Annotated in this window: 23 protein-coding genes; all 23 read left to right on the forward strand. The window is 43.2% G+C overall.

Going from position 1 to position 24,179, the window contains the following annotated elements; all coding sequences use genetic code 11:
• Positions 1 to 9: 9 nt before the first annotated feature.
• The 23 genes from NTX75_06260 to NTX75_06370 all read left to right on the forward strand — a co-directional run bounded on the left by NTX75_06260 (position 10) and on the right by NTX75_06370 (position 24,044).
• Positions 10 to 1,344 carry an ABC transporter ATP-binding protein gene (locus NTX75_06260; protein MCX5815833.1) on the forward strand — a complete coding sequence of 445 codons (1,335 nt, stop codon included), beginning with the start codon at positions 10 to 12 and terminating at the stop codon, positions 1,342 to 1,344.
• Positions 1,337 to 2,317, forward strand: coding sequence for a UDP-N-acetylglucosamine 4,6-dehydratase (inverting) (pseB, locus tag NTX75_06265; protein ID MCX5815834.1), 981 nt, complete (start codon positions 1,337 to 1,339; stop codon positions 2,315 to 2,317). Before NTX75_06260 ends, pseB begins: the two co-directional genes overlap by 8 nt.
• Before the next feature lie 56 nt (positions 2,318 to 2,373).
• Positions 2,374 to 2,589 carry a four helix bundle protein gene (locus NTX75_06270; protein MCX5815835.1) on the forward strand — a complete coding sequence of 72 codons (216 nt, stop codon included), beginning with the start codon at positions 2,374 to 2,376 and terminating at the stop codon, positions 2,587 to 2,589.
• 219 nt (positions 2,590 to 2,808) lie between these two features.
• Entirely contained in the window at positions 2,809 to 3,960 is a 1,152-nt protein-coding gene (gene pseC, locus NTX75_06275) for a UDP-4-amino-4,6-dideoxy-N-acetyl-beta-L-altrosamine transaminase (protein MCX5815836.1), read from the forward strand.
• A gap of 8 nt (positions 3,961 to 3,968) precedes the next feature.
• Entirely contained in the window at positions 3,969 to 5,285 is a 1,317-nt protein-coding gene (locus tag NTX75_06280; protein ID MCX5815837.1) for an aminotransferase class III-fold pyridoxal phosphate-dependent enzyme, read from the forward strand.
• Positions 5,286 to 5,289: 4 nt separating this feature from the next.
• Positions 5,290 to 6,174: an aldo/keto reductase gene (locus NTX75_06285; protein MCX5815838.1), complete on the forward strand. Its 885-nt coding sequence runs from the start codon at positions 5,290 to 5,292 to the stop codon at positions 6,172 to 6,174.
• Positions 6,175 to 6,181: 7 nt separating this feature from the next.
• Positions 6,182 to 6,925, forward strand: a complete 744-nt coding sequence (locus NTX75_06290) for a glycosyltransferase family protein (protein ID MCX5815839.1) — start codon at positions 6,182 to 6,184, stop codon at positions 6,923 to 6,925.
• Positions 6,926 to 6,995: 70 nt separating this feature from the next.
• Positions 6,996 to 7,538 carry a GNAT family protein gene (locus NTX75_06295; GenBank protein ID MCX5815840.1) on the forward strand — a complete coding sequence of 181 codons (543 nt, stop codon included), beginning with the start codon at positions 6,996 to 6,998 and terminating at the stop codon, positions 7,536 to 7,538.
• Positions 7,535 to 8,560 carry a UDP-2,4-diacetamido-2,4,6-trideoxy-beta-L-altropyranose hydrolase gene (pseG, locus tag NTX75_06300; GenBank protein ID MCX5815841.1) on the forward strand — a complete coding sequence of 342 codons (1,026 nt, stop codon included), beginning with the start codon at positions 7,535 to 7,537 and terminating at the stop codon, positions 8,558 to 8,560. The genes NTX75_06295 and pseG overlap by 4 nt, the downstream gene beginning before the upstream one ends.
• Positions 8,561 to 8,621: 61 nt before the next feature.
• Positions 8,622 to 10,946, forward strand: coding sequence for an ATP-grasp domain-containing protein (locus NTX75_06305; protein ID MCX5815842.1), 2,325 nt, complete (start codon positions 8,622 to 8,624; stop codon positions 10,944 to 10,946).
• Positions 10,947 to 11,009: 63 nt separating this feature from the next.
• Entirely contained in the window at positions 11,010 to 12,059 is a 1,050-nt protein-coding gene (gene pseI / locus NTX75_06310; protein ID MCX5815843.1) for a pseudaminic acid synthase, read from the forward strand.
• Positions 12,060 to 12,094: 35 nt separating this feature from the next.
• A complete protein-coding gene (locus tag NTX75_06315) occupies positions 12,095 to 12,853 on the forward strand; it encodes a glycosyltransferase family protein (protein MCX5815844.1) in 759 nt (252 codons plus the stop codon).
• Positions 12,854 to 13,828: a Gfo/Idh/MocA family oxidoreductase gene (locus tag NTX75_06320; protein MCX5815845.1), complete on the forward strand. Its 975-nt coding sequence runs from the start codon at positions 12,854 to 12,856 to the stop codon at positions 13,826 to 13,828. It abuts the gene before it with no gap.
• 4 nt (positions 13,829 to 13,832) lie between these two features.
• Entirely contained in the window at positions 13,833 to 14,816 is a 984-nt protein-coding gene (locus tag NTX75_06325; GenBank protein MCX5815846.1) for a hypothetical protein, read from the forward strand.
• 9 nt (positions 14,817 to 14,825) lie between these two features.
• On the forward strand, positions 14,826 to 16,136 hold the full coding sequence (locus NTX75_06330; protein ID MCX5815847.1) for a DegT/DnrJ/EryC1/StrS family aminotransferase: 1,311 nt from the start codon (positions 14,826 to 14,828) through the stop codon (positions 16,134 to 16,136).
• 19 nt (positions 16,137 to 16,155) lie between these two features.
• A complete protein-coding gene (locus NTX75_06335; protein MCX5815848.1) occupies positions 16,156 to 16,701 on the forward strand; it encodes a GNAT family N-acetyltransferase in 546 nt (181 codons plus the stop codon).
• 108 nt (positions 16,702 to 16,809) lie between these two features.
• Complete coding sequence (locus NTX75_06340) at positions 16,810 to 18,414, forward strand: hypothetical protein (protein ID MCX5815849.1); 1,605 nt, start codon at positions 16,810 to 16,812, stop codon at positions 18,412 to 18,414.
• A gap of 208 nt (positions 18,415 to 18,622) precedes the next feature.
• Positions 18,623 to 19,402 carry a glucose-1-phosphate cytidylyltransferase gene (gene rfbF, locus NTX75_06345; GenBank protein ID MCX5815850.1) on the forward strand — a complete coding sequence of 260 codons (780 nt, stop codon included), beginning with the start codon at positions 18,623 to 18,625 and terminating at the stop codon, positions 19,400 to 19,402.
• 30 nt (positions 19,403 to 19,432) lie between these two features.
• Entirely contained in the window at positions 19,433 to 20,485 is a 1,053-nt protein-coding gene (locus NTX75_06350; GenBank protein MCX5815851.1) for an SDR family oxidoreductase, read from the forward strand.
• Positions 20,486 to 20,529: 44 nt separating this feature from the next.
• Positions 20,530 to 21,753, forward strand: a complete 1,224-nt coding sequence (locus NTX75_06355; GenBank protein MCX5815852.1) for a class I SAM-dependent methyltransferase — start codon at positions 20,530 to 20,532, stop codon at positions 21,751 to 21,753.
• Positions 21,753 to 22,283, forward strand: a complete 531-nt coding sequence (gene rfbC / locus NTX75_06360; GenBank protein ID MCX5815853.1) for a dTDP-4-dehydrorhamnose 3,5-epimerase — start codon at positions 21,753 to 21,755, stop codon at positions 22,281 to 22,283. The genes NTX75_06355 and rfbC overlap by 1 nt, the downstream gene beginning before the upstream one ends.
• A gap of 4 nt (positions 22,284 to 22,287) precedes the next feature.
• Complete coding sequence (locus NTX75_06365) at positions 22,288 to 23,208, forward strand: NAD(P)-dependent oxidoreductase (protein ID MCX5815854.1); 921 nt, start codon at positions 22,288 to 22,290, stop codon at positions 23,206 to 23,208.
• Positions 23,205 to 24,044, forward strand: a complete 840-nt coding sequence (locus NTX75_06370; GenBank protein MCX5815855.1) for a cobalamin-dependent protein — start codon at positions 23,205 to 23,207, stop codon at positions 24,042 to 24,044. Before NTX75_06365 ends, NTX75_06370 begins: the two co-directional genes overlap by 4 nt.
• The last annotated feature ends 135 nt before the right edge of the window (positions 24,045 to 24,179 follow it).

Here is a 24,179-nt window from a genome sequence, read left to right on the forward strand (position 1 = left end):
CTTACCCCTATGAGCGATATCGTCATCAAATCCGAAAACCTTGGCAAAAAATACATCATCGGCCACCAGGAAGAAAGAAGCTATACTGCTCTCCGCGACGTGCTGATGCAGAATGCCCGGACCCTCTGGAACAAGACCAAAGACCTGGCAAAGGGGAACGCTATCATCCAGGGCGATACGTTGGAAGAAATGTGGGCGCTCAAGGACGTGAGTTTTGAGATCCGTAGCGGAGAGCCCGTGGGCATCATCGGCCGCAATGGTGCCGGGAAGTCTACGCTGCTTAAAGTCCTGTCCCGCATTACCGAGCCGTCAGCCGGGCGGGTAACCATCAAGGGCCGCGTGGCCAGCCTGCTGGAGGTGGGCACCGGCTTCCATCCGGAACTGACCGGGCGGGAGAACATCTACCTGAATGGCGCCATTCTCGGGATGTCCCGCAAGGAAATCAAACGCAAGTTTGATGAGATCGTATCTTTTGCTGAAGTTGAGAAATACCTGGACACACCGGTCAAACGCTACTCCAGTGGTATGTATGTCCGCCTAGCCTTTGCCGTAGCCGCCCACTTGGAGCCAGAAATTTTGTTAGTGGATGAAGTACTGGCAGTAGGAGATGTACAGTTTCAGAAGAAATGTCTGGGGAAGATGGGAGATGTAGCAAGAGAAGGGCGAACGGTGTTGTTTGTAAGTCATAATATGGCGGCGATGCGCAATCTTTGTCAAAGGGTAATCCTGCTTGATTCTGGTAAGGTGGCCATGGATTCTGATGCAAGTGACGTCGTTTCATGTTACCTTGATGAAAAGACAGTCGAGGGGGCGATTATTTCATCAGATGCATTAGAGAAAAGAATGGAAGGTTACATTCGCAGAAAAAACCCAATTATTCGTTTAAGAGAGGTCGCATTAATCGACAGGTCCGGTTTAGCGCGACAAACATTTTATTCAGATGAGGGTATCCTGGTATCTATGGTATTTGAATGTTTCAAGCAGGTTCAGAATTTACACATTGCAATATATATTGTTAATGATGACGGTTCTTCGATATTAGGCACATTAAATTTGGATGACACTGGTATAGTCGAAAATTGCTATAATCTCAATTCAGGCGTTTACAGGGCAATATGTACGTTCCCGGCAAATACTTTTGGCGAGAAGAGGTTTTTTTTAGATGTGCACCTTCAATATATAAAAACCGAACATTTAATTTTTCAAAAAATCCTTGGTTTTGATGTCAAATTTAAAGGATACAACAACATAACAGATGGGTGCGACCCTTACGTCCATTTTAGACCGAGGCTTAAATGGGACATTTCACCTTTGAATAATGAATGGGAGTCTAAACATGTTTGACAATAAAACAATTCTTATTACTGGTGGCACGGGTTCTTTTGGTAAAAAGGCAACCGAAATCATATTGGCGAGCTATAAGCCCAAACGCCTGATCATCTTCAGCCGCGATGAACTCAAACAATTTGAGATGGCACAGGATTACCATGATTCAAAATATAACAGCATTCGTTATTTTATTGGCGACGTTCGTGATAAAGAACGGTTGTACCGGGCCTTTCACGATGTCGATTATGTGATTCACGCAGCTGCTCTCAAACAAGTTCCTGCCGCTGAATACAATCCCTTTGAGGCCATTAAGACCAATATTATTGGCGCTCAAAATGTCATCAATGTGGCCATTGACCAGGGTGTCAAGAAAGTCATTGCACTGAGTACGGATAAAGCGGCCAATCCGATCAATCTCTACGGCGCCACAAAGCTGTGTTCTGACAAGCTGTTCATTGCCGGCAATTCCTATGTGGGCCGTGATACTACAACCTTCAGCGTAGTCAGATACGGCAACGTTGCGGGTAGCCGGGGCAGCGTAATCCCCTTTTTCCTGAAATGTCGGGATACTGGCGTTCTGCCTATCACGGACCCACGAATGACCCGCTTCTGGATTACCCTGGAACACGGGGTCGATTTCGTTTTGAACTGCCTTGAAACAATGGTTGGCGGGGAACTTTTCGTACCCAAGCTGCCCAGTATGAATATCATGGATTTGGCAAAAGTAATCGCCCCGGAATGCAAAACGGAAATTATAGGAATACGACCCGGCGAGAAACTCCACGAAATCATGATCCCGAAGGACGACGCAAGAAGAACTCTGGAATATGACGATCGTTATATAATGCAACCCGATTTTAATTTCTGGGACAGACGTTTTAAAAATAATGGTGGACAGCCAGTTTCGGATGATTTTGAGTATAATTCCGGCGATAATCCTTGGATGTTGACAGCAGACGAAATGGGGGAGATTGTTAAAAACCTATAACTATGAGACTGATTGTGATTGGTGGAGATTGCCGGGAACTGATGGAAGGGTGATGGGTGGAGATAAAAAGCTTTGAAGATCTGGAAGTTTGGAATAAAGCGAAAGATCTGGTTTTAAAGATTTACAAGATGACAGTGAACTTTCCCAAAGAAGAAACTTACAGCATAACATCACAAATGAAAAGGGCAGCATTGTCTGTACCGGCAAATATTGCCGAGGGATTCGGGCGATATCATTATCTTAATAAAGCCAAATTTTATCTCAATTCATGAGGTCCATTATTTGGGTTGAAAAACTTTGTACTGATTTCTATTGATTTAAAATTCATAGATGTTGATAATGCAAACAACTTGATAAACGAGCATAGGCAGGCTTGGGGTAAAGCTGAATAATCTTGTTAATGCAACAAGAGGTAGAGCCACCAAATAATCTCTATCAATCTCAATAATTACTTAAGTTATTACTCTAATCTCCATTAATCTCTTAAAACTATGATTCCCTACGGTCGCCAATCCATAGATAATGATGACATTGCAGCAGTCAATGAGGTCCTCCGCTCCGACTGGCTGACGACCGGTCCCAAAGTGACAGAGTTCGAAGAAAATTTTGCCCGATACACAGGCGCTAAGTTTGCCGTTGCTGTAAGTAGCGGAACGGCTGCACTGCACGCCGCTATGTATGCCCTCGGCATTGGCCGAGGTGATGAAGTGATTGTTCCCCCTATGACCTTTGCTGCCACGGCAAATTGCATTGTCTATCAGGGTGGAACACCGGTTTTTGCAGATGTAAATGCCGATACTTTATTAATAGACCCTGAACAAGTTGAAAAGAAAATTACTTCAAAGACAAAGGCAATTATTGCTGTAGATTATGCAGGACAGCCTTGCGATTACGATGTCTTGTGGAAAATAGCAGATAAACACAGATTGGCGCTTGTTGCCGATGCCTGTCATTCCCTTGGTGGACGCTACAAAGACAGACCAGTTGGTTCGCTTGCCCTCCTCAATGCCTTCAGTTTCCATCCCGTAAAACACATTACTACTGGTGAAGGAGGTATGATCACAACAGACGATTCAAACCTTGCCGAACGGATGCGAATTTTTCGTAATCACGGCATCACCACAGATCATCAACAACGGGAAAAACAAGGCTCTTGGTTTTATGAAATGGTTGACCTCGGATATAATTACCGCATCACTGATTTCCAGTGTGCATTGGGAATAAGCCAGCTAAAGAAATTACCCTTATGGCTTGAGCGACGTCGAACAATTGCCCATTATTATGATGAAATTTTTCACAACCTCACCTTCATAAAACCTTTATCTGTTAAAAATGATGTTTCTCATGCTTACCACCTATATGTGATTCGACTTGACCTAAATAGTGCGCACATGGATCGAGGCATGGTTTTTCATTCTTTGCGGGAATCAGGTATTGGCGTAAATGTCCACTATATCCCGGTTCATTTACACCCATTTTATAAAGAAAATTTTGGCACCAAATTAGGTCTATGTCCTGTAGCAGAAAATGTATATGAACAAATATTATCATTGCCCATGTATTCCGATATGCATGATGAACAAATTAAAAATATTATCAATACCATTAAAAAAATAGCAGATATGAAAAATTTAGGACAGTGAGGTTATATATGGAAATTAAAAAGTGTCTTGAAATGCAAGAGCGGGCCAGGCAAAGAATCCCTGGCATGACACAGCTTTTGTCAAAACGTCCAGACATGTTTGCACTGGGAGTTTGGCCCGGGTATTTCAGTAAAGCTAAGGGAGTGGAGGTGTGGGATTTAGACGGGAATAATTACATCGACATGAGTATTTCCGGTATTGGAGCCAATGTGCTGGGATATGCCGATCCGGATGTAGATGCAGCTGTCCTTGATGCTATCAAAAATGGCAATAGCTGTTCTCTGAATTGTCCCGAGGAAGTGGAATTGGCTGATCTCTTATGTGAGTTACATCCATGGGCTGAGAAAGTGCGATTGGCCCGTACAGGCGGAGAATCTATGGCCATCGCCGTGCGCATTGCCAGAGCTTACACAGGTCGGGATAAGATAGCGTTCTGTGGTTATCATGGATGGCATGACTGGTATCTTGCGGCAAATCTTGGGACAGAAAACGCCCTTGGAGAACACCTTCTGCCAGGACTCAATCCATTAGGTGTTCCGAAAGGTCTTCAAGGCACGGCTCTTCCATTCAGATATAATCATATTGAGGAATTAGAAGAAATTGTCAAAAAAAACAAAAATGAAATTGCCGCTATTATTATGGAGCCGATTCGTAGTGAACAACCCATTCCCGGTTTTTTTGAAAAAATAAGATCAATAGCAGATGATATACGCGCTGTTTTTATTGTTGACGAAATTTCCGCAGGATTTAGGATGAATTCTGGTGGAGCTCACTTAATGTTGGGAATTTCGCCAGATATTGCAGTATTTTCAAAAGCGTTAGGGAATGGTTACCCTATTGCTGCAATTATCGGGAAGGGAGAAATAATGGATGCAGCACAGAGCACTTTTATTAGTAGCACTTATTGGACAGAGAGAATAGGGCCCACTGCTGCAATTGCAACAATAAAAAAACACAAGAAGTTTGATGTTGGTAAGCACCTTGTGGACGTTGGCAAACGCATCCAAAATGGATGGCAAACTTTTGCAGAAAAACACCATTTAGAGATAGAAATTGGTGGAATACCTCCTCTGGGCCATTTTACATTCAAAGGGCACAAAACCTTATCTATGAAAGCGCTTTTTGTTCAATTAATGCTCGATAGGAGCTTTCTCGCTTCTAATTTATTCTATGCGATGTATGCGCATAAGACAGAGCACATCGAAAAATATCTATTAGCTCTTGATGCGGTATTCTCTGAAATTGCAGAAGCGCAACAATCGAACAATATCGAGACAAAGATGAGAGGAAACCCAGCAATCTCCGGGTTCAAAAGAATCAATTAACCGTATGCTTGTTCTTGGAACTGCCCAACTTGGTTATCCGTATGGCATTGCAAATAAAACTGGCACGCCTGACGAATCTATTTGTATTGAAGTCATTGCTGAAGCATGGAGGCAAGGGATCGAAGAGTTTGACACGGCGCAAGCATACGGGGGCAGCGAGGAAATGTTAGGAAAGGCTTTTGTAAAGCTCGGGATTACAAATAAAGCTAAGGTTATAACGAAATTTGACCCCACTATAGACCAATTGAACTTACCGGCATTAACGGAAGCCCTTGATAGCTCATTGCTAAAATTATGTGTACCAAAATTGTATGGCATATTATTGCATGGAGACTCACTATTGTCTTTATGGAACCAGGGCCTTTCGGCAGGTTTGCTTGAACTTGTATCATCGGGGAGGGTAAATAAAATAGGAATGAGTGTTTATCAACCACATATTGCGCTTGAAGCACTTAATACCAAGGGTATTGATATAATACAAATTCCGTCAAATGTATTAGATCAACGATTTGAAAAGGCTACGGTTTTTGAATTAGCTAAACGTATGGGGAAACAGATATATATACGCAGCGTATTTTTACAGGGACTACTTTTAATGAGAATTGAAGATATCCCTCGTAATTTGTCATTTGCAATACCGACTCTTAAAAAAATTGAAGCGGTCGCAAAGGCTATAGGTTTATCAAAGCATGAAATAGCACTTTCATATATAAAATTTACATACCCAACAGCAAAGGTAGTTTTCGGAGCAGAGTCATCTTCACAGGTTAAAGAGAATTGTTCTATTTGGCAAAAAACATTACAAAATAATTGGGTGCCAAGGATTCGCAACATTTTTGTTGATGTTGATGAGAGAATTTTAAATCCATCATTATGGGTAAGGGCATAAAATACCTATGATAGCTGCAATTGTTCAAGCAAGAATGGCCTCATCCAGACTCCCGGGCAAAGTCTTGAAAGAGGTCATGGGAAAACCTCTTCTCGCTTATTTAATCGAAAGGTTAAGTTTTTCCAAACTATTAGATAAAATTATTTTGGCAACCACAACAAACAAAGAAGACGATGATATTATCAGTTTTGCCGTAAAAGAAAAGATCCTTTTTTATCGTGGTTCAGAAAATGATGTATTAGATCGATATTATAAAGCTGCTAAGGAATTCCAGATTGGGCATATTGTGCGGATTACTTCTGACTGCCCACTTATTGATCCGTATTTGTGTGATAAAATGATAAGCGTATGCTTAAATGCAAAAACCGATTATGTTTATACGGGGCCGACGTTTGCAGAAGGTCTTGACTGCGAAGTATTATCTTTTAAGGCACTTGAGAAAGCATGGAAAGAATCTATATTAAAGTCAGAGCGAGAACATGTTACGTTTTATATATACAATCATCCAGAATTGTTTAATCATATTGTTTTGCACAATGAGACTGATGACAGCAAATATCGATTTACCGTTGATGAACCAGAAGATTATGCAGTTGTGAAGAAAATAATTGAAAAACTATACCGCAAAGGTTTGAAACCTTTTCCCGCCTCAGAAATAAAAGATTTTCTTGACAAAAACCCCGATATTTTTAGTTTGAATGCACGCATTCTACGGAACGAAGGCTTGCTTAAGTCAAAAAGCGAAGATTAAGATCCATGCACTTATAAATAGTTGAAACACGCGGGTAGTTGTGCAAAGATTGCCAATTGAGGGCGAACTTATGAATATTAACAATGAGTTTAGATCAGAAAGAATCTACCTTAGAGAACTAAGACACAGTGATGTTACTGAGCGCTATCTCTCTTGGTTTCGTGATGCTGATGTGATACGTTTTCTGGAGGTACGGGATTTGAAGTATAAAGAAGTTATAGAACATATGGATTATGGAAGAAAGACAGGCACATATTTCATGTATGCCATATGCGTTAATGAGAATAATTTGCATATTGGAAACCTAAAAATTGGCCCCATATCGGGAAGGCATGGCCTTTCCGATATGGTAATTGTCATAGGAGACAAAACTTATTGGGGCAAGGGTCTATCCACTGAATCAATAAAACTTGGTGTAAAGATTGCTTTCGATGTTTATAAAATACGAAAACTTTCTGCAAGTATGTATTCTGATAATATAGGATCAATCAAATCATACATCAAAGCAGGGTGGTTTGAGGAAGCAAGGCTAAAAGCACACGGCATCATAGATGAAAAACTTGTTGATGGGGTATACGTCGCTTGTTTTAATCCAAAACAGCATGATAAATGATAAACTCGAAAATCATTTTATGTCTTTGTGATGGCGGTTACGATATTGGGTTTGGCCACGCCAGCAGGGTTCTCTCTATCGCCGAAGCCTTTGCGGAAAGTGGCTGGCATCCACAATTTACAGGACGACTCCATGACGGGTCAGACAACATGGTTCGGGCAGCAGGGTTCAAAACATCTATCCGGGCGATGATTACTGGCACTGAAGATCCGGAGGATACGATTCGTATTTGCCGGAGTTCGGTTGCCGCTGCCCAAGTGGTGGATTCTTACTCATTGCGGCCAGGATATCTCCGGAAACTTGGTCGTGCAGCTCCAATTTTACTAATAGACGATTACGGTGACCTGGATGAGTATCCCTGTGCGACTATACTTAATCCTGGGTTTAATCAAGGGGACCGGGAGTATCCGTTTGAAGTTCCTGTGCTGACCGGTCCTGGCTTCATTCCGCTACGACGGGCTTTCCGCCGTTTGCGGGCAAAAATGCGGGTTCAAGCCGAAAAAGTCCGACGCGTATTGGTGTTTCTTGGCGGAGGCGATCAGAAGCAGATGACAAAGCGTGTGGTACGAGCCCTGAAGACTCTCGACGTATCGTTGACGTTACGGGTGGTGGTGGGTCAGGCTTATCCAGAACTTGCCGCATTGGTGAAAGAGGTTTCAGCTTTTGCCCCGGACTCTCGAGTGCTGGTGCAATTGCCTGACCTTGCCGAAGAAATGGCGGCGGCGGATCTCTGCATTGTGGCTGGCGGATCGACTAAATACGAAGCCGCTTATCTTGGTGTTCCTTGCCTGGCAATTCCAATAAACGAAAGTCAGAGGCCTGAGACGGAGCTGTTTGATGATCTTGGCCTGGCCATTAATTGCGGATTGGCTGATGAACTCTCTGATGAAGCACTGGCAAGAACGGTTAACAGTATGCTTAAGGATGCCGGGCACCTGGCGGCAATGTCGAGGCGGGGGCTAACCACATTTCCGAATGACCCGACAAGGCCTATCATAGAGGCATTTGTCAAACAATTATAAGAAATTCGGCTAAAGACTGTTTATAATTCGAGGCCAGAGTTCAGAGTTAGGAGAATGGAAAATGACTTGTGAAGGCAAAAAGTTACTCTTTCTTGGTGGGGCCCTTTATCAGGTGCCAGCCTTAAGGCGAGCGAAAGAGTTGGGCTGTTACGTTATACTTGCAGACAGGGATACCGAAGTGCCTGGCCGCGCCTATGCTGATGAGTTCCTTGCGATCTCCACCGCTGACCAGGAGAGGATACTCCAAGCCGCTCTCCAGCATAAGATTGATGGAATTATGACCTATGCGTCAGATTCTTCTGTGGCTACTGTGGCTTTCGTTGCGCAAGAGCTGGGTTTGCCGGGTAACCCTCCTGTGGCAGCGGAAACCATCCGACGCAAGGACCTGTTTCGCGAATTTCAGCGCGAGCACAGCTTGCCTCACCCGCGATTTGCTCGAGCCTCTTCGTTAGCTGCTGCAGTTGATGCGATGAATGACCTGACTTTTCCACTGGTGTTAAAGCCGGTTGATTCTGCGGGCACAAGAGGCCACAGTGTCATTTACGGGCGCAATGAAGTGGCCCATGCATTCGAGAAGGCCAAAAATGGCTCTCAAATGGGTATTGTAATCATCGAAGAACTAATTAACTCTGACATGATAGAACTGGACGGGGATATCTGGTTCAAGAACAGGCAACTGGCGTTCCGGCATTACGGTCATAACCATTTCGTAAAGAACCGGATTTCCAATGTTCCGAACGGAGAAATTTTTCCCGGATTCTTTGACTTGGAAGTCGAGGCACAGCTCGATAGGCAATTTGAAACAATAATTCACGAATTGAAGCTGCGCGATGGCTGTATTAATTTCGACGCGCTTGTAGCCAAAGGTACTGTTTATATTGTTGATGTGGGATTACGCAATGGTGGTAACTATGTACCTGAAGTGATACAGCTGTCCACCGGTTTTGATCTGACAGCTGCGGCAATCCACAGCGCGCTGGGATTGGAGTATAACGCCCCATGGCTTAAATGCCCGACCCCAGCCCCAGTGGCTTCGTACCTGGTAGGCAGCCGGTTTCATGGCCGATTCATGGGAATGGATTTTGATCCAGAGCTAAAACCATTTATAGTCGAAGTACGGCCATTCATAGAGGTCGGCGATGAACTTCAGCCTTACACGCGCTCGGACCTGGCAGCAGGCATCGTCTTTCTTAGATTTCCTGGCATGGATATATTGCGCCAGTGTATGGATCGGATTGAAGATTTAATCAAACTGCATATTGCACCTATCCGACTGGATGCAGCGCAGAAAGCACCGACCGGCCAGCATAGTGAATTCAAGAATTTCCATGAACTGATATCACCCTTCCTTCGTCAAAAGATGGCGGAAGCCGAAAAGAGGCAGGATCATACTGTTCTGCGTGTTTTAACTCGTGAGTACGTGGAAAGTGCACTTGAACGCAAGCTAATGGCACAGGAAGGGCTTAGGCACTATGACGCCGAGGTGACGGTGGAATGGGAAGGGGTGGAGATTAATGGCATCGAACGGCTCTATCGACGGGTCATACTCTTTGAGCTTGTGCAACACTGTGCTGCGCACTGCCGCTATTGTTTGCGCCGAAACTACGACCCGTGGAACCACTCGCGGGAAGACATCATGCGGGCAGCGCGTTACATCGGCATGGCGCCTGGCCACGAAGAAATCCGAGAAGTGCTTGTGACCGGGGGGGACCCTGGGATCGTACCCGAGAAAGTTGACATGTTCCTAAGCGCCTTAGCAGAATCGGCCAAGCAAATTGCGGTCGTTCGCCTGGCCACAAGAATGCCCATTCACCAGCCGGACCTGGTTAACGAACGTCTGCTCAAAGTTTTGGAAAAAAAGCGACCTTTCCGAATTGAAATAGCCACACAGATCAACCATGCCTCCGAAATTTTCCCGGAAGTGGAGGCGGCCTACCGGCGGCTGCTGGAGGTGGTGCCTTGTGTTTACAACCAAGCCGTCTTGCTCAAAGGCGTTAACGACACTGCGGAAGAACTGATTGACTTGTGCGATCGCGTGCGAGAGCTTGGGATTGAAAGCCACTATCTATTCCATTGTGTACCCATCGGCGGGATCAGTTCATGGCGTACGTCACTAGCACAGGCCTTAGAACTGGCCCGGAAGGTCTCTCAGTCGGGTAAGATATCCGGGCGCGCCAAACCTAAGTTTGTGCTCATGACCAGTATAGGAAAAATAACTCTGTATGAAGGCGTAGTACTCGATCATAAAGATGGACGCTGTCTATTTCACTCGGAGTACCTATACGAGGAGCGAAAGCGATGGAATCCCGCATGGGAATTGCCAGAGAATGCTTTCATTGATCAGAACGGCTTTCTCTGCATCTGGTACACGGACACAGAGGAATGAAATTTCTGGACAATATAGAGCAGAAGATCAACAACCATCAGAACCTTGATTAGGAGTGTCGATATGGATTCATACGTTTCTATTGGTGGATACTCGATCGGCAAGGGGCATTCGGCCTATTTGGTAGCCGAGATGTCGGCCAACCACAATCAGAGCTTCGACCAAGCAATACGCATTTTGCACGCCGCGAAAGACGCAGGGGCGAATGCTGTTAAGCTGCAGACCTATACACCCGATACCATCACGCTTAATTGTGAAAATGCGGAATTTAAAATCGAAGGGACGATCTGGGCTGGTAAGAATCTTTATCAACTCTACGGTGAGGCCTATACTCCATGGGACTGGCAGCCAAAATTGAAGAAAATTGCCAACGATCTCAGCATGGATCTCTTTTCGACGCCCTTCGACGAAACCGCCGTTGACTTCCTCGAAAAGATGGACGTTCCGGCATACAAAATAGCGTCTTTTGAATTGGTGGACACGGGGCTTCTCCGAAAAGTCGCTCGCACCGGTAAGCCCGTTATCATGTCCACTGGCATGGCGACGCTGGCCGAAATCGATGAGGCGGTGGTGACATTGCGCGAGGCAGGATGTGAGCAGTTGATTTTGCTCAAATGCACAAGTGCCTATCCGGCCAACCCGGCGGAGATGAACCTGCGCACAATCCCCCATATGGCTGAGGCGTTTGGCGCGCCCATCGGCCTTTCCGACCATACCTTGGGCATCGCCGTTCCGATTGCCGCCGTCACCCTCGGTGCCTGCATCATCGAAAAACATTTCACATTGTCCCGCGCCATACCAGGCCCCGATAGTGCCTTTTCACTGGAACCCCATGAATTCAAGGCAATGGTCGAAGCCATCCGCACTGCCGAAAAAGCACTTGGCAACGTTAGCTATGAAGTTACCGAAGACGAAGCCACCAGCCGCATCTTCCGTCGCTCCCTTTTTATCGTTAGGGATATGATAGCTGGCGATCTATTTACTCAAGAGAATGTGCGTTCCATAAGGCCTGGGAATGGTTTACACACTAAACACTTACAGAATGTGTTGGGGCGTAAATCGAATCGGGATATAAAATGTGGTACGCCACTAAATTGGGAGCAAATTAGCTGAAAAAATGCAAAAAGACATGAATCACGGAGAATGCCATGTACCTCGGAAAGGCTGAAAAAATCATTGCAACCATTGAGGCAAGAATGACCTCTTCTCGACTTCCAGGGAAAGTATTGCTTCCTCTCGCGGCTTCCCCAGCTTTGCAGCGTATAGTCGAAAGGATACGGCGCAGCCGCTATGTGGACGATGTCGTGGTGGCGACAACAGTAAATGTTGAAGACGGACCGATTGAGGACCTCTGTGTGAAAATAGGATGTCGATACCACCGAGGAAGCGAAGAGGACGTTTTACAGAGGGTGCTTGATGCCGCCCATGAGTCTAAAGCTGATCTTATAGTCGAAATTACAGGTGATTGTCCACTCATAGATCACAGACATATCGATCATCTAATTGAGCTTTATTACGCCGGTGATCATGATTATGTTTCTAATGCTATTGAGCGGTCCTTCCCGGATGGGTTCGATGTACAAGTTTTTCCGACCAGAGTCCTTGAAGTAGTCGATAAACTTACAGATAACCCGATAGACCGCGTACATGTGAGTTACTATATCTATACACATCCCGAGAGGTTCAAATTGGTCAATTGGAGAGCAGAAGGGGAGATGCTCTGGCCCGGCTTAGGTTTAATCCTTGATGAACAGGATGACTATGAGTTGCTAAAAATAATTTATGAAAAGTTAATGTCGATAAATGAGGATTTTTCTGCAGAGGATGTGGTGTCTTTATTGCGTAAGAACCCAAAATATCTTGAGATCAATGCCCATGTACGGCGCAAGACTGCAAGTGAAGGATAGATGGACAGCTACCGGGCTGCGATAATTGGTTGTGGGATGATCGGCGCATTTTTTGATGTACCCGCATCAGATTCTGTTCTCACACACGCGAAGGCATACACAACCCATCCCCGTACACATTTATGCGCGGTGATGGACATCGACGAGGAAAAGGCTGCATCAGCGGGTGACATTTGGGATTGCGCATACTACTCTGAAATCGATGATTTGTTTCATCATGAGAAGCCGGACATTGTCAGCGTCTGTACCCCCACAGAAAATCACTACAACTGTCTACGGGACCTTGTGAGGTTTAGACCCCGTGCAGTCATTGCAGAAAAGCCCCTAACAGATAAAACAAACCTTTCACAGGAGATTGTAAGGCTATATGCCAGTGAAGGGATTCCACTCTTTGTTAACTATACTCGACGCTACGATCCTGTGTTGCAGAGGGTCAGAGCTGATATATTAAGTAAAAAATTTGGAACCGTCTTGTACGCTATGATCATCTACACCAAAGGTATATTGCACAACGGTTCTCACGCAGTGGACCTCTGCCATTTTCTTTTTGGGGAGTTGCATGAATCGCACCCCGTATGGGGGCGCTACGTCTATTCATCGGAGGACCCCACTATTAGTGCATTTCTTTCTTTTGAACGTTGCGCGAATGTTTTTTTCATTGCGGCTGATGAACGATATTATTCTATTTTCGATTTTGAAATCGCCGGCGAAAATAGAAAGATCCGCTTTGAAAATTCTGGATTAGAATATCGAGAAGATGTTGTTAGAGACGACCCTATGTTCAGCGGATACCGCGACTTGAAAAGGACCAGATATAGGCGCACAGGATTACATAAAGCCATGCTCGGCCTTGTGGACAATGTTGTCCGATATCTCGAAGGAGATGACCAAATTCTATGTAGCGGTGCCGATGCATACTTAACACAAATCGTGTGTGAGAATTTAATCAAGACATACCGTGGGGCCCATGCTTGAGTCATTGAAAAAAATAGCTCCGTTGCTAACTCCTTACGGAAAGGTTTTCTTATACAGTGTCGATCCTGGCGCTTACGCGATAATGCGACCTATCTATGAATTATTATTAAGTACAGGGGGGGAAACGCAGTGGATCGTTGACGGATGGTGCCGTAACGCTATTGAATGTGAGTATCCCTTCACGGTGCTGTCTTCATTCAAGGAAGACTTCTGTCAAATTAATTTAGATGGCTGTTGTATGTTATTAGGTTCACAGACTAACTTTGAGGCAACCCATAATACCCTTCGTTTCTGCAAAGAGAAGGGTATTGCTACCATTTTCCTTTTTGATCATTGGGGGAACTACCTCTCGCATTTTCATAGTCCAATAGATAATAGTTTATACCTGCCAGATAAAATTTGCGTTCCTGATGAGATTGGACGTCAGACTTTGTGTGCAGAGCTCCTTCCCTTATTGGAAAACGAACGATACGCTAATAATATCCAAGTGGTCGGCCATCCGGCTATTGAGAATAGTGTGAATGCTATTTGTTCAATGACTACAAGTGAAATTGAAATAATCAAGAGAAGATTAATTCCTGTAGACAAACGGATCGTCCTTTTTCTTCTTGAACCAATAGAGGATGGCCTTGGATATAATAGCGATGGCACCCCTTTCTTAGGCTATAACGAATATTCTGTACTAAGATACATTCTTTCCTTGCCCGATTTCGATGATGTTCAAATGATTATCAAGCCGCACCCAAGGCAAGATATTGAAAAGATAAAAATGTTTCTTCTACCTTACGCACATCGAGATATACTTTTGGTGGAGAATGAGAAATTAGAAAATCTGATTGCCATAGCGGACGAGGTTCTGGGAATGACGACGATTGCTTTGATAATTGCTTTAAAAGCCGGTAAAAAAATTAGAAGTGTCCAGGTAGGGAGAAATGAAAGAGGGAAGAATCTGCACAACCCCTACTTTGAGGAGAACATCGTGTTATGAACAGGGAGGATGAATATGAAATTAGCAATTAACGGAGGATTGCCGGTTAGAACTAAACCCTTTCCAGCTCACCGGTATATAGGTGAGGAAGAAAAGGAGGCGGTGAACCGTGTCCTCGATTCAGGCATTCTCTCTCGTTTCCTGGGGTGCTGGCACGACGACTTTTACGGTGGCCCGGAGGTCCAAGTTCTGGAAAAGGAGTGGGCGCAATACTTTAATGTGAAGCATGCCATCGCAGTGAATTCTTGCACCTCAGGGTTATACTGCGCTGTTGGGGCAACGGGAATCGAGCCGGGTGAAGAAGTCATAGTTTCTCCTTTTACAATGAGCGCATCGGCTGTAGCGCCGCTCATTTATAACGCCATTCCCGTTTTTGCCGATGTGGAGCCGGACTATTTCTGCCTGGACCCGAATGAGGTGGAAAAAAAGATCACACCACGGACACGGGCTATCATCGTTGTAGATATTTTTGGCCTTCCTTATGATGCTGAAGCCATTAACACCATTGCCAAGAAACACGGACTCCTGGTTATTGAAGACACAGCACAAGCTCCCGGCGCCCTCTATAAAGGGAAGTACGCGGGAACACTGGGTGATATGGGTGTTTACTCCCTGAACTACCACAAACATATCCACTGTGGGGAAGGAGGAATTGTAGTAACAGACGATGACGCACTGGCAGATCGCGTCCGTCTGATCCGTAACCATGCAGAGGCAGTTGTGGAGCAAAAGGGTGTAACAGACATCCGAAACATGATTGGCTTTAACTACAGGATGACTGAGATCGAGGCATCAATTACACGCTGTCAACTCAAGAAACTGGATAGCCTGATCCGGATACGGCAGGAAAATTGTGCCTATCTTTCGGAAAAACTCGCAGAGATACCTGCACTTGAGCCTGCCCGTGTACGTCGGGATTGCACGCATGTGTATTATGCCTATCCGGTGAAATACAGGGAAGATGTGGCGGCTGTGCCGCGCGAGATATTTATTGAAGCAGTGGTGGCGGAGCTTTCGCCGACAGAATTGCGGGAAGGGGAAGGCGTCCTTATCGGTTGCGGTTATGTGAAACCCCTCTATCTCCAACCACTATATCAGAAGAAGATAGCCTATGGTTCAAAGGGCTGCCCCTTTGGACCGCCATGGTATAATCATGATACAAATTACGGTAGAGGCCTCTGCCCGGTAACAGAGCTACTCCATGAGAAGGAACTCTTCACACACGAACTGATGCGGCCAGGGATGACACGGGAGGACTTGGACGATGTAGTGAAGGCCTTCTGCAAAGTATGGGAATATCGGAATACGCTTAACTTCTAAAATAAAAACACAGCATATCATGGCAGAATCACCCATTATTAAAACGCCCCGGCTTCGTATCATACCTTTTTCCAAAGAATATCTGACGCCCCGTTATACAGGATGGCTAAACGATCCGGAGGTCATGCGCTACAGCGAACAGCGCCATAAAAGCCATACACTGGAGTCGTGCAGGCAATATTGGCAGTCATTCGCAGATACACCCCATTATTTTTGGGCCGTTACTGCGATTGATCCAAATATCGGGCATATCGGCAACATCAACGCCTATGTGGATGAAAAAAATTCGCTGGCGGACATAGGAATTATGATCGGTGAAAAAACTGCGTGGCGTAAGGGTTACGGTCTGGAAGCTTGGCAAGCCGTATGCAGCTACCTGCTGGATGATGTCGGAATAAGAAAGGTGACGGCGGGGACCATGGCGGCGAACAAAAGCATGTTGCGAATCATGGAGAAATCAGGAATGGTTGCTGATGGCCGCCGTATTCGCCACTATATTTTTAATGCTGCGGAAGTGGACGTCATCCATGCCGCATTATTTAAAACAAGTTTTAAAAAGGTATAGTGCAATTATTTGAACAATCTCTAATATATGCAAATATATGCAAAAAAATATTTTATTTGGCGAATAATGTTCTCCCTGCCACTCGATTAGATAAATTTAAGGATGTATATGAAAACACTTTTTAAAAAAATGATACCCGAATCAAAACATGATTTGATAAGACATATTATTAACGAAACAAAGCAAATACACATCGATGAGCAAACCAAAAAATTTATTAGGCACAATCAAGAAATATGGAAAGATTTCTCAGTAAGCAAACCCGAAGCAGAAGTTTTATTTGAACTGACTGCAATGCAGCCCAATATCATTTCTTACGGCTATTTAGCAAATATTTTAGCCAAGAAGCATAATGCTGAGATAATGGCTTATTCGTTTGGGGAAAATATTAGGATATCACGCCTGCATGGTAAAATTTATAAATCTTTTAATGCCAAAACTTTTTCATATTTTCTTACCCAAAACCAATTGCTTGAACTTGAGAAATTGTTTAACGAAGTCTATTCAAGTCTGAAGACGAAAAAAGATGTGTTTAATCTGAGCGTTTCAGGTGTATGGTTTGGGGATTTGCTTTACGATTCTCATTTGAGGACTCATAATGTTCCTACGGTAGTTATAAATGACTATAGATTTAAAGAATCATTAAAAAAGGCATTGTATCAATACATCTTCTGGCGAGATTATTTTGATAAACACAATGTAAAGGCCATTAATGTCACTCATTGCGCTTATCTGATCGCAATTCCTATGCGAATCGCTATTCAGCGAAGTATCCCTGCTTATCAGTGTAATTTTCATGGCTGTTACTATATGACAAAGGAAAGACTTTGGGCCTATAACGATTACTGTTATTATCCCCGGCAATTCCGTAAGTTGCCTGAGGATAAACAGAAGAACGGATTGAAAACTGCCAGAAAGCAAATTGGGTACCGCTTTGCAGGAAAAGTCGGGGTGGATATGGCTTATTCTGCAAAATCGGCTTATACGAATATAAGAAGAGGTAAGGTATTGTCGGAAAATAATAAGATTAAAGTATTGATTGCCGCTCATTGCTTCTTTGATAGTCCCAACGGGCTTGGAGTAAATCTTTTCACCGATTTTTATGAGTGGCTGACATTTCTTGGGTATATTTCAGAAAAAACAGATTACGACTGGTATATAAAAACTCATCCAGACTATTTACCCGGAAATAATGCAATTATTAATGAATTCATCAATAAATATCCCAAGTTTGCTCTAATTCATGCTGAAACATCGCACCATCAAATTATTGATGAAGGAATTGATTTTGCGCTTACTGTCTACGGAACAATTGGATTTGAATATGCTGCCTTGGGGGTGCCGGTTATAAATGCCTCTTTGCGTAACCCACATGTTGCTTACAACTTCAATATTCATCCTAAAACCATTGATGAATATGAAAATATATTGATGAATTTAGCCGATCAAAAATTGGATATTAATATGGATGAAGTGTATGAATATTACTACATGCATAATATAGAAAAAAATACGGGAAATTGGTTGTGTGGTGATTACATGCGCCTTCTCGAAGAGATTGGTGGGTATAAGGCGCATTTCACCTCGCTTGCTTATGAAAAATTTCTCGCTGAATTTTCTCAGGAAAGGCATAACCGTAACCTTGAGTTATTAAAAAACTTTATCGATTCGAAAGACTACTGTATGCAAAGCGAGCATTATAAGGACCATTAACGGTAGTGATGCTGCTCTTGTTCGTGAAGGCAGAAGGCGCAGTATCTATCAGAAGGGTGAATATAAGACACAAGTTCCAAGACACAATAAAGTTGTTAATGAATTGGTAAGAAAAATTTGTAAAGATCTCAACATACCGTTTGTGAAGTAATGTTATGAAGTATAGAGCTGTCGCAAAAAAAACCGGAGATAAAACATGAATCATGACATGCAGGTAGTCATCCTCTGCGGCGGTATGGGAACACGCCTTCGCGAGGAAACGGAATATCGTCCCAAACCGATGGTCAATATCGGTGCACACCCCATCCTCTGGCATATCATGAAGTATTATTCGCAATTCTGGTGCAAAGACTTTGTCCTCGCCTTGGGATATAAAGGCGACATGATAAAGAATTATTTTTGCCATTATGAACTTATGAATAATGACGTCACGATTGAGTTGGGTCAGCCTGAAAAAACTTGCATTCACTATGCCCATGACGAAGCCGGCTGGAAAATTACTCTGGCGGATACAGGCGAAAGGGCACTCAAAGGCGCTCGTTTAAAAAAGGTGGAAAGATATATCACCGGCGATACGTTCATGATGACTTACGGTGACGGCATAGCCGATGTGGATATCGGCAAACTGCTGGCCTTCCATAAATCCCACGGGAAAATGGCGACCGTCACAGGGATCAATCCTGCCGCCCGTTTCGGTGAACTAAAAATAGACGGCAACCGCGTAGAAACCTTCAGCGAGAAGCCTCAGGATGGAGAAGGTCTCATCAACGGTGGCTTTTTCGTATTTAATCGTAAGATATTAGATTATCTGACCACGGATGATTCCTGCGATCTTGAGATCGGCCCCTTGGAGCAAATCGCTAAAGAGGGGCAACTGATGGTCTACAAACACCGGGGATTCTGGGCCTGCATGGATACCCTGCGGGACATGGAATATCTCAACAAAATATGGAATGACGGCAAGGCGCCGTGGAAGATGTGGAAATAAATTTGTTATATTTTTCGGAGAGGTGATTGTATGAAGATATTGATAACGGGCAATATGGGCTACATTGGGCCGCGTGTTGTGAAACATTTTCGGAACTCTTACCCCGGCATTTATATAATAGGTTATGATATTGGGTATTTTGCTAATCAGCTAACGTGTACCAACTTTTTCCCTGAGTGTAATGTCGATATTCAATACTTTGCCGATGTAAGGGGGGGTACGGAAGGGATATTAGAAAATATTGATGCAATTGTTTATTTGGCGGCGATATCAAACGATCCGATGGGCAATAAATTTGAAAAACCCACAATGGAAATCAATTTCCTTTCAGCAGTGGATCTGGCCAAGAAAGCAAAACTTTACGGTGTCAAAGCTTTTGTATATGCTTCGAGTTGCAGCACATATGGTTTTGCGGATGATGCTCCGAGAACTGAAGAATCTACAGTTAATCCTTTGACGGCCTATGCAAGATCTAAGGTACATGCTGAAATTGGATTAAGTAGACTGGCTGATAAATCCTTTAAGATTACATGTTTAAGATTTGCAACTGCCTGCGGGATGAGCGAACGTCTTAGGTTGGACCTTGTACTGAACGACTTTGTTGCATCGGCTATTACTTCGAAAAAAATAGTCATATTAAGCGATGGGACTCCTTGGCGTCCGCTGATTCACGTCAAGGACATGGCGAGGGCTATAGACTGGGCGATAAACAGGACTATAGAAACCGGTGGGGAGAACCTTGTAGTCAACATTGGTTCCAACGAATGGAATTATCAGGTTAAAGATTTAGCCAACGCTGTCGCAAAAATAATGCCTGAGGTTGATGTAGAGATAAACAAAGATGCTCAACCGGATAAACGCTCATACAAAGTAAATTTTGATTTATTCAAAAGGCTTGCGCCGAATTATCAGCCAATTTATGATTTACCGATGGCAATTATGGAACTAAAGAATGGCCTTGAAGAAATTAGGTTCAAAGAAAAAGATTTTAGAAATTCCAATTTCATGAGGTTGAAGGTTCTTGATTCTTTGCTCGACAGTGGATTTCTTGACGAGAAACTCAGGTGGACTTTAGGAAAATAGCACATCATTAAGTATGAAGTTCTAAACCAATAAAAGGAGCTTTGATGAATTGTAGATTTTGTAACTCCGAATTAAAATATGTTTTTATTTCATTGTGTACATCGCCTTTAGCTAATTCTTACCTTACTAAAAAACAGTTGCAAAAAATGGAGCCATATTACCCTTTAGATGTGTATGTTTGTGATAAATGTTTTCTTGTTCAATTGGAGGAATTCGAGCATCCAAGTGATATCTTTAGCGATTATGCATATTTCTCTTCGTTTTCTGATTCATGGTTGCAGCATGCCAAAAACTATGTAGACAAAGTAACGAAGTTATTTAATATTGACAGAAAATCCTTTGTGTTAGAGATTGCGAGTAATGATGGATATCTTCTTCAATATTTTAAAGAATATAGCATTCCTATGATGGGTATTGAGCCCGCATCAAACATAGCGAAGGTTGCAATTGAAAAAGGCATACCAACCGATATTGCGTTTTTTGATACTGGCTATGCTGAAAAAATGAAAAAAAATAACAAATTGGCCGATTTGATCATTGGCAATAATGTCCTTGCTCATAACCCAAACCTCAATGATTTTGTTGAGGGATTAAAGATTGCCCTTAAACCGTATGGTGTAATAACTATGGAATTTCCTCATCTTATGAAACTAGTAGAAGAAGTACAATTTGATACTATTTATCATGAACATTTTTCATATTTTTCATTTATATCAGTTGAGAAGATTTTTACAGCGCATGGGTTGACACTCTTTGATGTCGAAGAACTACCCACACATGGGGGGTCTTTAAGAATATATGGGAAGCATTCTGAAGACAACTCAAAGAATGTCACGCAGAGAGTTAATAAATTGAGACAAAGAGAAATTGACACTGGTTATACAGATATTGATTTCTATTTAACTTTCGGAGAAAAAGTCAAGATGATTAAACGTAATGTGTTGAAGTTTTTAATTAGCGCAAAAGAAAAGGGGAAAGTAATTGTAGGTTATGGAGCGCCCGCTAAAGGAAATACTTTGCTGAACTACTGTGGCGTCAGAACAGATTTTATTGATTATACGGTCGATAGAAGTCCGTACAAGCAGGGACACTATTTACCTGGAACCCATATACCCATCGAATCACCTGAAAGAATAAGAGAAACAAAGCCTGACTATGTATTCATCCTTCCCTGGAACATTAAAGATGAGATAATGGAACAGATGAATTCTATTAGAGAATGGGGTGGAAAATTTGTAATTGCTATTCCTGAAATAAGGATTTTGTAATGAGGTTTACAGAAAGTAGGCTGAAGGGCGCATTCATTATAGAGCTTGACAGAATTGAAGATGAGAGAGGCTTCTTCGCGCGCAGTTTTTGCCAGAAGGAGTTTGTACGGTATGGGTTGGAGACAAACGTATCTCAGTGCAATATCTCATTCAATAAAATGAAGGGCACTATAAGAGGGATGCATTTTCAGCGTAAGCCAAAGGGTGAGCCAAAACTGGTACGATGCACAGCGGGAAGGATATATGATATTATCATCGACTTAAGACGTGATTCACGGACATATTGTGAGTGGGAAGCGGTAGAATTGACGGCAGATAACCGCAAAGCCCTTTATATACCTAAAGGTTTTGCTCATGGTTTTCAGACACTGGAAGATAATACAGAAGTCTTTTACCAGATGTATGAATTCTACTATCCCGAATACTCAAGTGGCGCGAGATGGAACGATCCTAAATTTTCAATAAAATGGCCGCTACCCCCTGTTGAAATATCAGAGAAAGATTCAGGATATCCAGATTATAAAAGGTAATGTAATGAAAAGAGTTTTGGTTACAGGTGCAAACGGTTTCATAGGAAGGCATGCCATTCCTTTATTAATCGAAAAAGAATTCGAAGTCCATTGCGTTGATATTAAACTCCCGGAAGAAAAGCAACCATATATTAATTGGTATAATATTGATTTAATGGATTCAGGAAAAATGATGGTGTTAATGTCTGATATCAAACCAACACATCTACTGCATTTTGCATGGTTTGCCGTGCCTGGGAAATATTGGACATCGATAGAAAACATACGGTGTGTTGAAGGAAGCTTAAATTTACTGCGTGCTTTTCAAAAGTCGGGTGGACAGCGTATAGTCATGGCTGGAACCTGTGCTGAATATGACTGGAGATATGGATACTGTTCCGAACATATTACTCCGCTTGTTCCTTTAACGCTTTACGGAACATGCAAGAATGCGCTACAGCATATATTAAAAGATTTCTCACAGGTGACAGGATTAAGCAGCGCTTGGGGAAGAATTTTTTTTCTCTACGGTCCCCATGAGAATCCCAACCGTCTTGTTTCGTCAGTTATATTAAACTTGATCCAGGGGAAAACGGCGCCTTGTTCGCACGGTAATCAAATCCGTGATTTTCTATATGTTGAAGATGTGGCGTCAGCCTTTGTCAGCCTTTTGGAGAGTGATGTGCGTGGTACCGTTAACATTGCTTCTGGTAAGCCAACATCCCTGAAGGAAATGATTTATGGTGTAGCAGATATGTTGGAGAAACATGCCTTAGTACAGTTGGGTGCTGTGTCCACTCCCCAGTCGGAGCCTCCCGTTCTTTTAGCTGACGTAAGCCGGCTTAATCGGGAAGTTGGGTGGCACCCTCAAGTGTCTATGGTGGATGGTTTACGAAAAACAGTTGAGTGGTGGAAAATGTACGTGGGTGGTTCCATAGTTACATGAAAATCCTGTTCGTCAATTTTAATCTCGGCGCAACGGCAGGTATCAACAATGGAATAGCTGCTATGTCGGCTGTCCTGAAAGAAAGAGGACATCAGGTTGAGTTGATCTTTCTGGCCGAGTCGCTTGGTTATGATTTTGACTTGCAGCGTTTGAAAAAAGACATTGTGCGAATAAATCCTGACGTATTAGGGCTCTCAGTAATGGAGCCACAGTTCAAATATGCCGTAGAGTTTTGTCGATACCTTACGACCTACTATTCGGGCGTGGTTGTTGTTGGCGGGCCTTATCCCACCATGGATCCGGAGACAGTGCTTTCAGTCGAAGGCGTTAATGCGGTGTGTGTTGGAGAGGGCGAAGAGGCGATTTGTGAATTAATGGACGCAGTGTACAAGGGTGAAAATATCAACAGTATAAAGAACTTATGGGTTAAATCATCCGATGGATCAATTGCCCGAAACAAGTTACGCCCATTCATTGATCTGCGCAAGGTTCCGCCAGAGGATAAGAATTTGTTCGATCTAAACAAAATCCTGTCCTTGAAAAATTATCAGCTGGAAGTTATGGCGAGCCGAGGCTGTGCTTTCAAATGTACGTACTGCATTAACGGTTCTTATGTTGCATTGTGTCGCAAGCTAAGTGATGGGGCCGCTAAGTTCAAAGACTATATTCGCGTAAAAGATGCACAGATAATATTGACTGAGATCAAAAATGTTATCACCTTGCATCCAGAAGTTAAAAAAATTGCTTTTATTGACGATAATTTTGCAACGAATCTGAGATTTTTAGAAGACTTTTGCCTTCTCTATAAAGAAGACATTGGGTTACCTTTTGGGTAGTGTAAACTCTCTTGTGTAAATTCATAAGGAGTGACAAAAAGGATGTACCTCCTATAAAATAGGTGATGACGAATCACAAATCTATTTTAGGAAGGAGGAACATCCAATGGAACTAAAAGTGAGTGTATCAGAGGC

It is taken from the genome of Pseudomonadota bacterium, from assembly GCA_026388315.1.
Lineage (GTDB): Bacteria > Desulfobacterota > Syntrophorhabdia > Syntrophorhabdales > Syntrophorhabdaceae > MWEV01.

Coding starts and splice junctions, on each gene's coding strand:
- NTX75_06260 (MCX5815833.1), top strand. CDS start 10: ATGAGCGATATCGTCATCAAATCCGAAAACCTTGGCAAAAAATACATC.
- pseB (MCX5815834.1), top strand. CDS start 1,337: ATGTTTGACAATAAAACAATTCTTATTACTGGTGGCACGGGTTCTTTT.
- pseC (MCX5815836.1), top strand. CDS start 2,809: ATGATTCCCTACGGTCGCCAATCCATAGATAATGATGACATTGCAGCA.
- NTX75_06280 (MCX5815837.1), top strand. CDS start 3,969: ATGGAAATTAAAAAGTGTCTTGAAATGCAAGAGCGGGCCAGGCAAAGA.
- NTX75_06285 (MCX5815838.1), top strand. CDS start 5,290: ATGCTTGTTCTTGGAACTGCCCAACTTGGTTATCCGTATGGCATTGCA.
- NTX75_06290 (MCX5815839.1), top strand. CDS start 6,182: ATGATAGCTGCAATTGTTCAAGCAAGAATGGCCTCATCCAGACTCCCG.
- NTX75_06295 (MCX5815840.1), top strand. CDS start 6,996: ATGAATATTAACAATGAGTTTAGATCAGAAAGAATCTACCTTAGAGAA.
- pseG (MCX5815841.1), top strand. CDS start 7,535: ATGATAAACTCGAAAATCATTTTATGTCTTTGTGATGGCGGTTACGAT.
- NTX75_06305 (MCX5815842.1), top strand. CDS start 8,622: ATGACTTGTGAAGGCAAAAAGTTACTCTTTCTTGGTGGGGCCCTTTAT.
- pseI (MCX5815843.1), top strand. CDS start 11,010: ATGGATTCATACGTTTCTATTGGTGGATACTCGATCGGCAAGGGGCAT.
- NTX75_06315 (MCX5815844.1), top strand. CDS start 12,095: ATGTACCTCGGAAAGGCTGAAAAAATCATTGCAACCATTGAGGCAAGA.
- NTX75_06320 (MCX5815845.1), top strand. CDS start 12,854: ATGGACAGCTACCGGGCTGCGATAATTGGTTGTGGGATGATCGGCGCA.
- NTX75_06330 (MCX5815847.1), top strand. CDS start 14,826: ATGAATATGAAATTAGCAATTAACGGAGGATTGCCGGTTAGAACTAAA.
- NTX75_06335 (MCX5815848.1), top strand. CDS start 16,156: ATGGCAGAATCACCCATTATTAAAACGCCCCGGCTTCGTATCATACCT.
- NTX75_06340 (MCX5815849.1), top strand. CDS start 16,810: ATGAAAACACTTTTTAAAAAAATGATACCCGAATCAAAACATGATTTG.
- rfbF (MCX5815850.1), top strand. CDS start 18,623: ATGCAGGTAGTCATCCTCTGCGGCGGTATGGGAACACGCCTTCGCGAG.
- NTX75_06350 (MCX5815851.1), top strand. CDS start 19,433: ATGAAGATATTGATAACGGGCAATATGGGCTACATTGGGCCGCGTGTT.
- NTX75_06355 (MCX5815852.1), top strand. CDS start 20,530: ATGAATTGTAGATTTTGTAACTCCGAATTAAAATATGTTTTTATTTCA.
- rfbC (MCX5815853.1), top strand. CDS start 21,753: ATGAGGTTTACAGAAAGTAGGCTGAAGGGCGCATTCATTATAGAGCTT.
- NTX75_06365 (MCX5815854.1), top strand. CDS start 22,288: ATGAAAAGAGTTTTGGTTACAGGTGCAAACGGTTTCATAGGAAGGCAT.
- NTX75_06370 (MCX5815855.1), top strand. CDS start 23,205: ATGAAAATCCTGTTCGTCAATTTTAATCTCGGCGCAACGGCAGGTATC.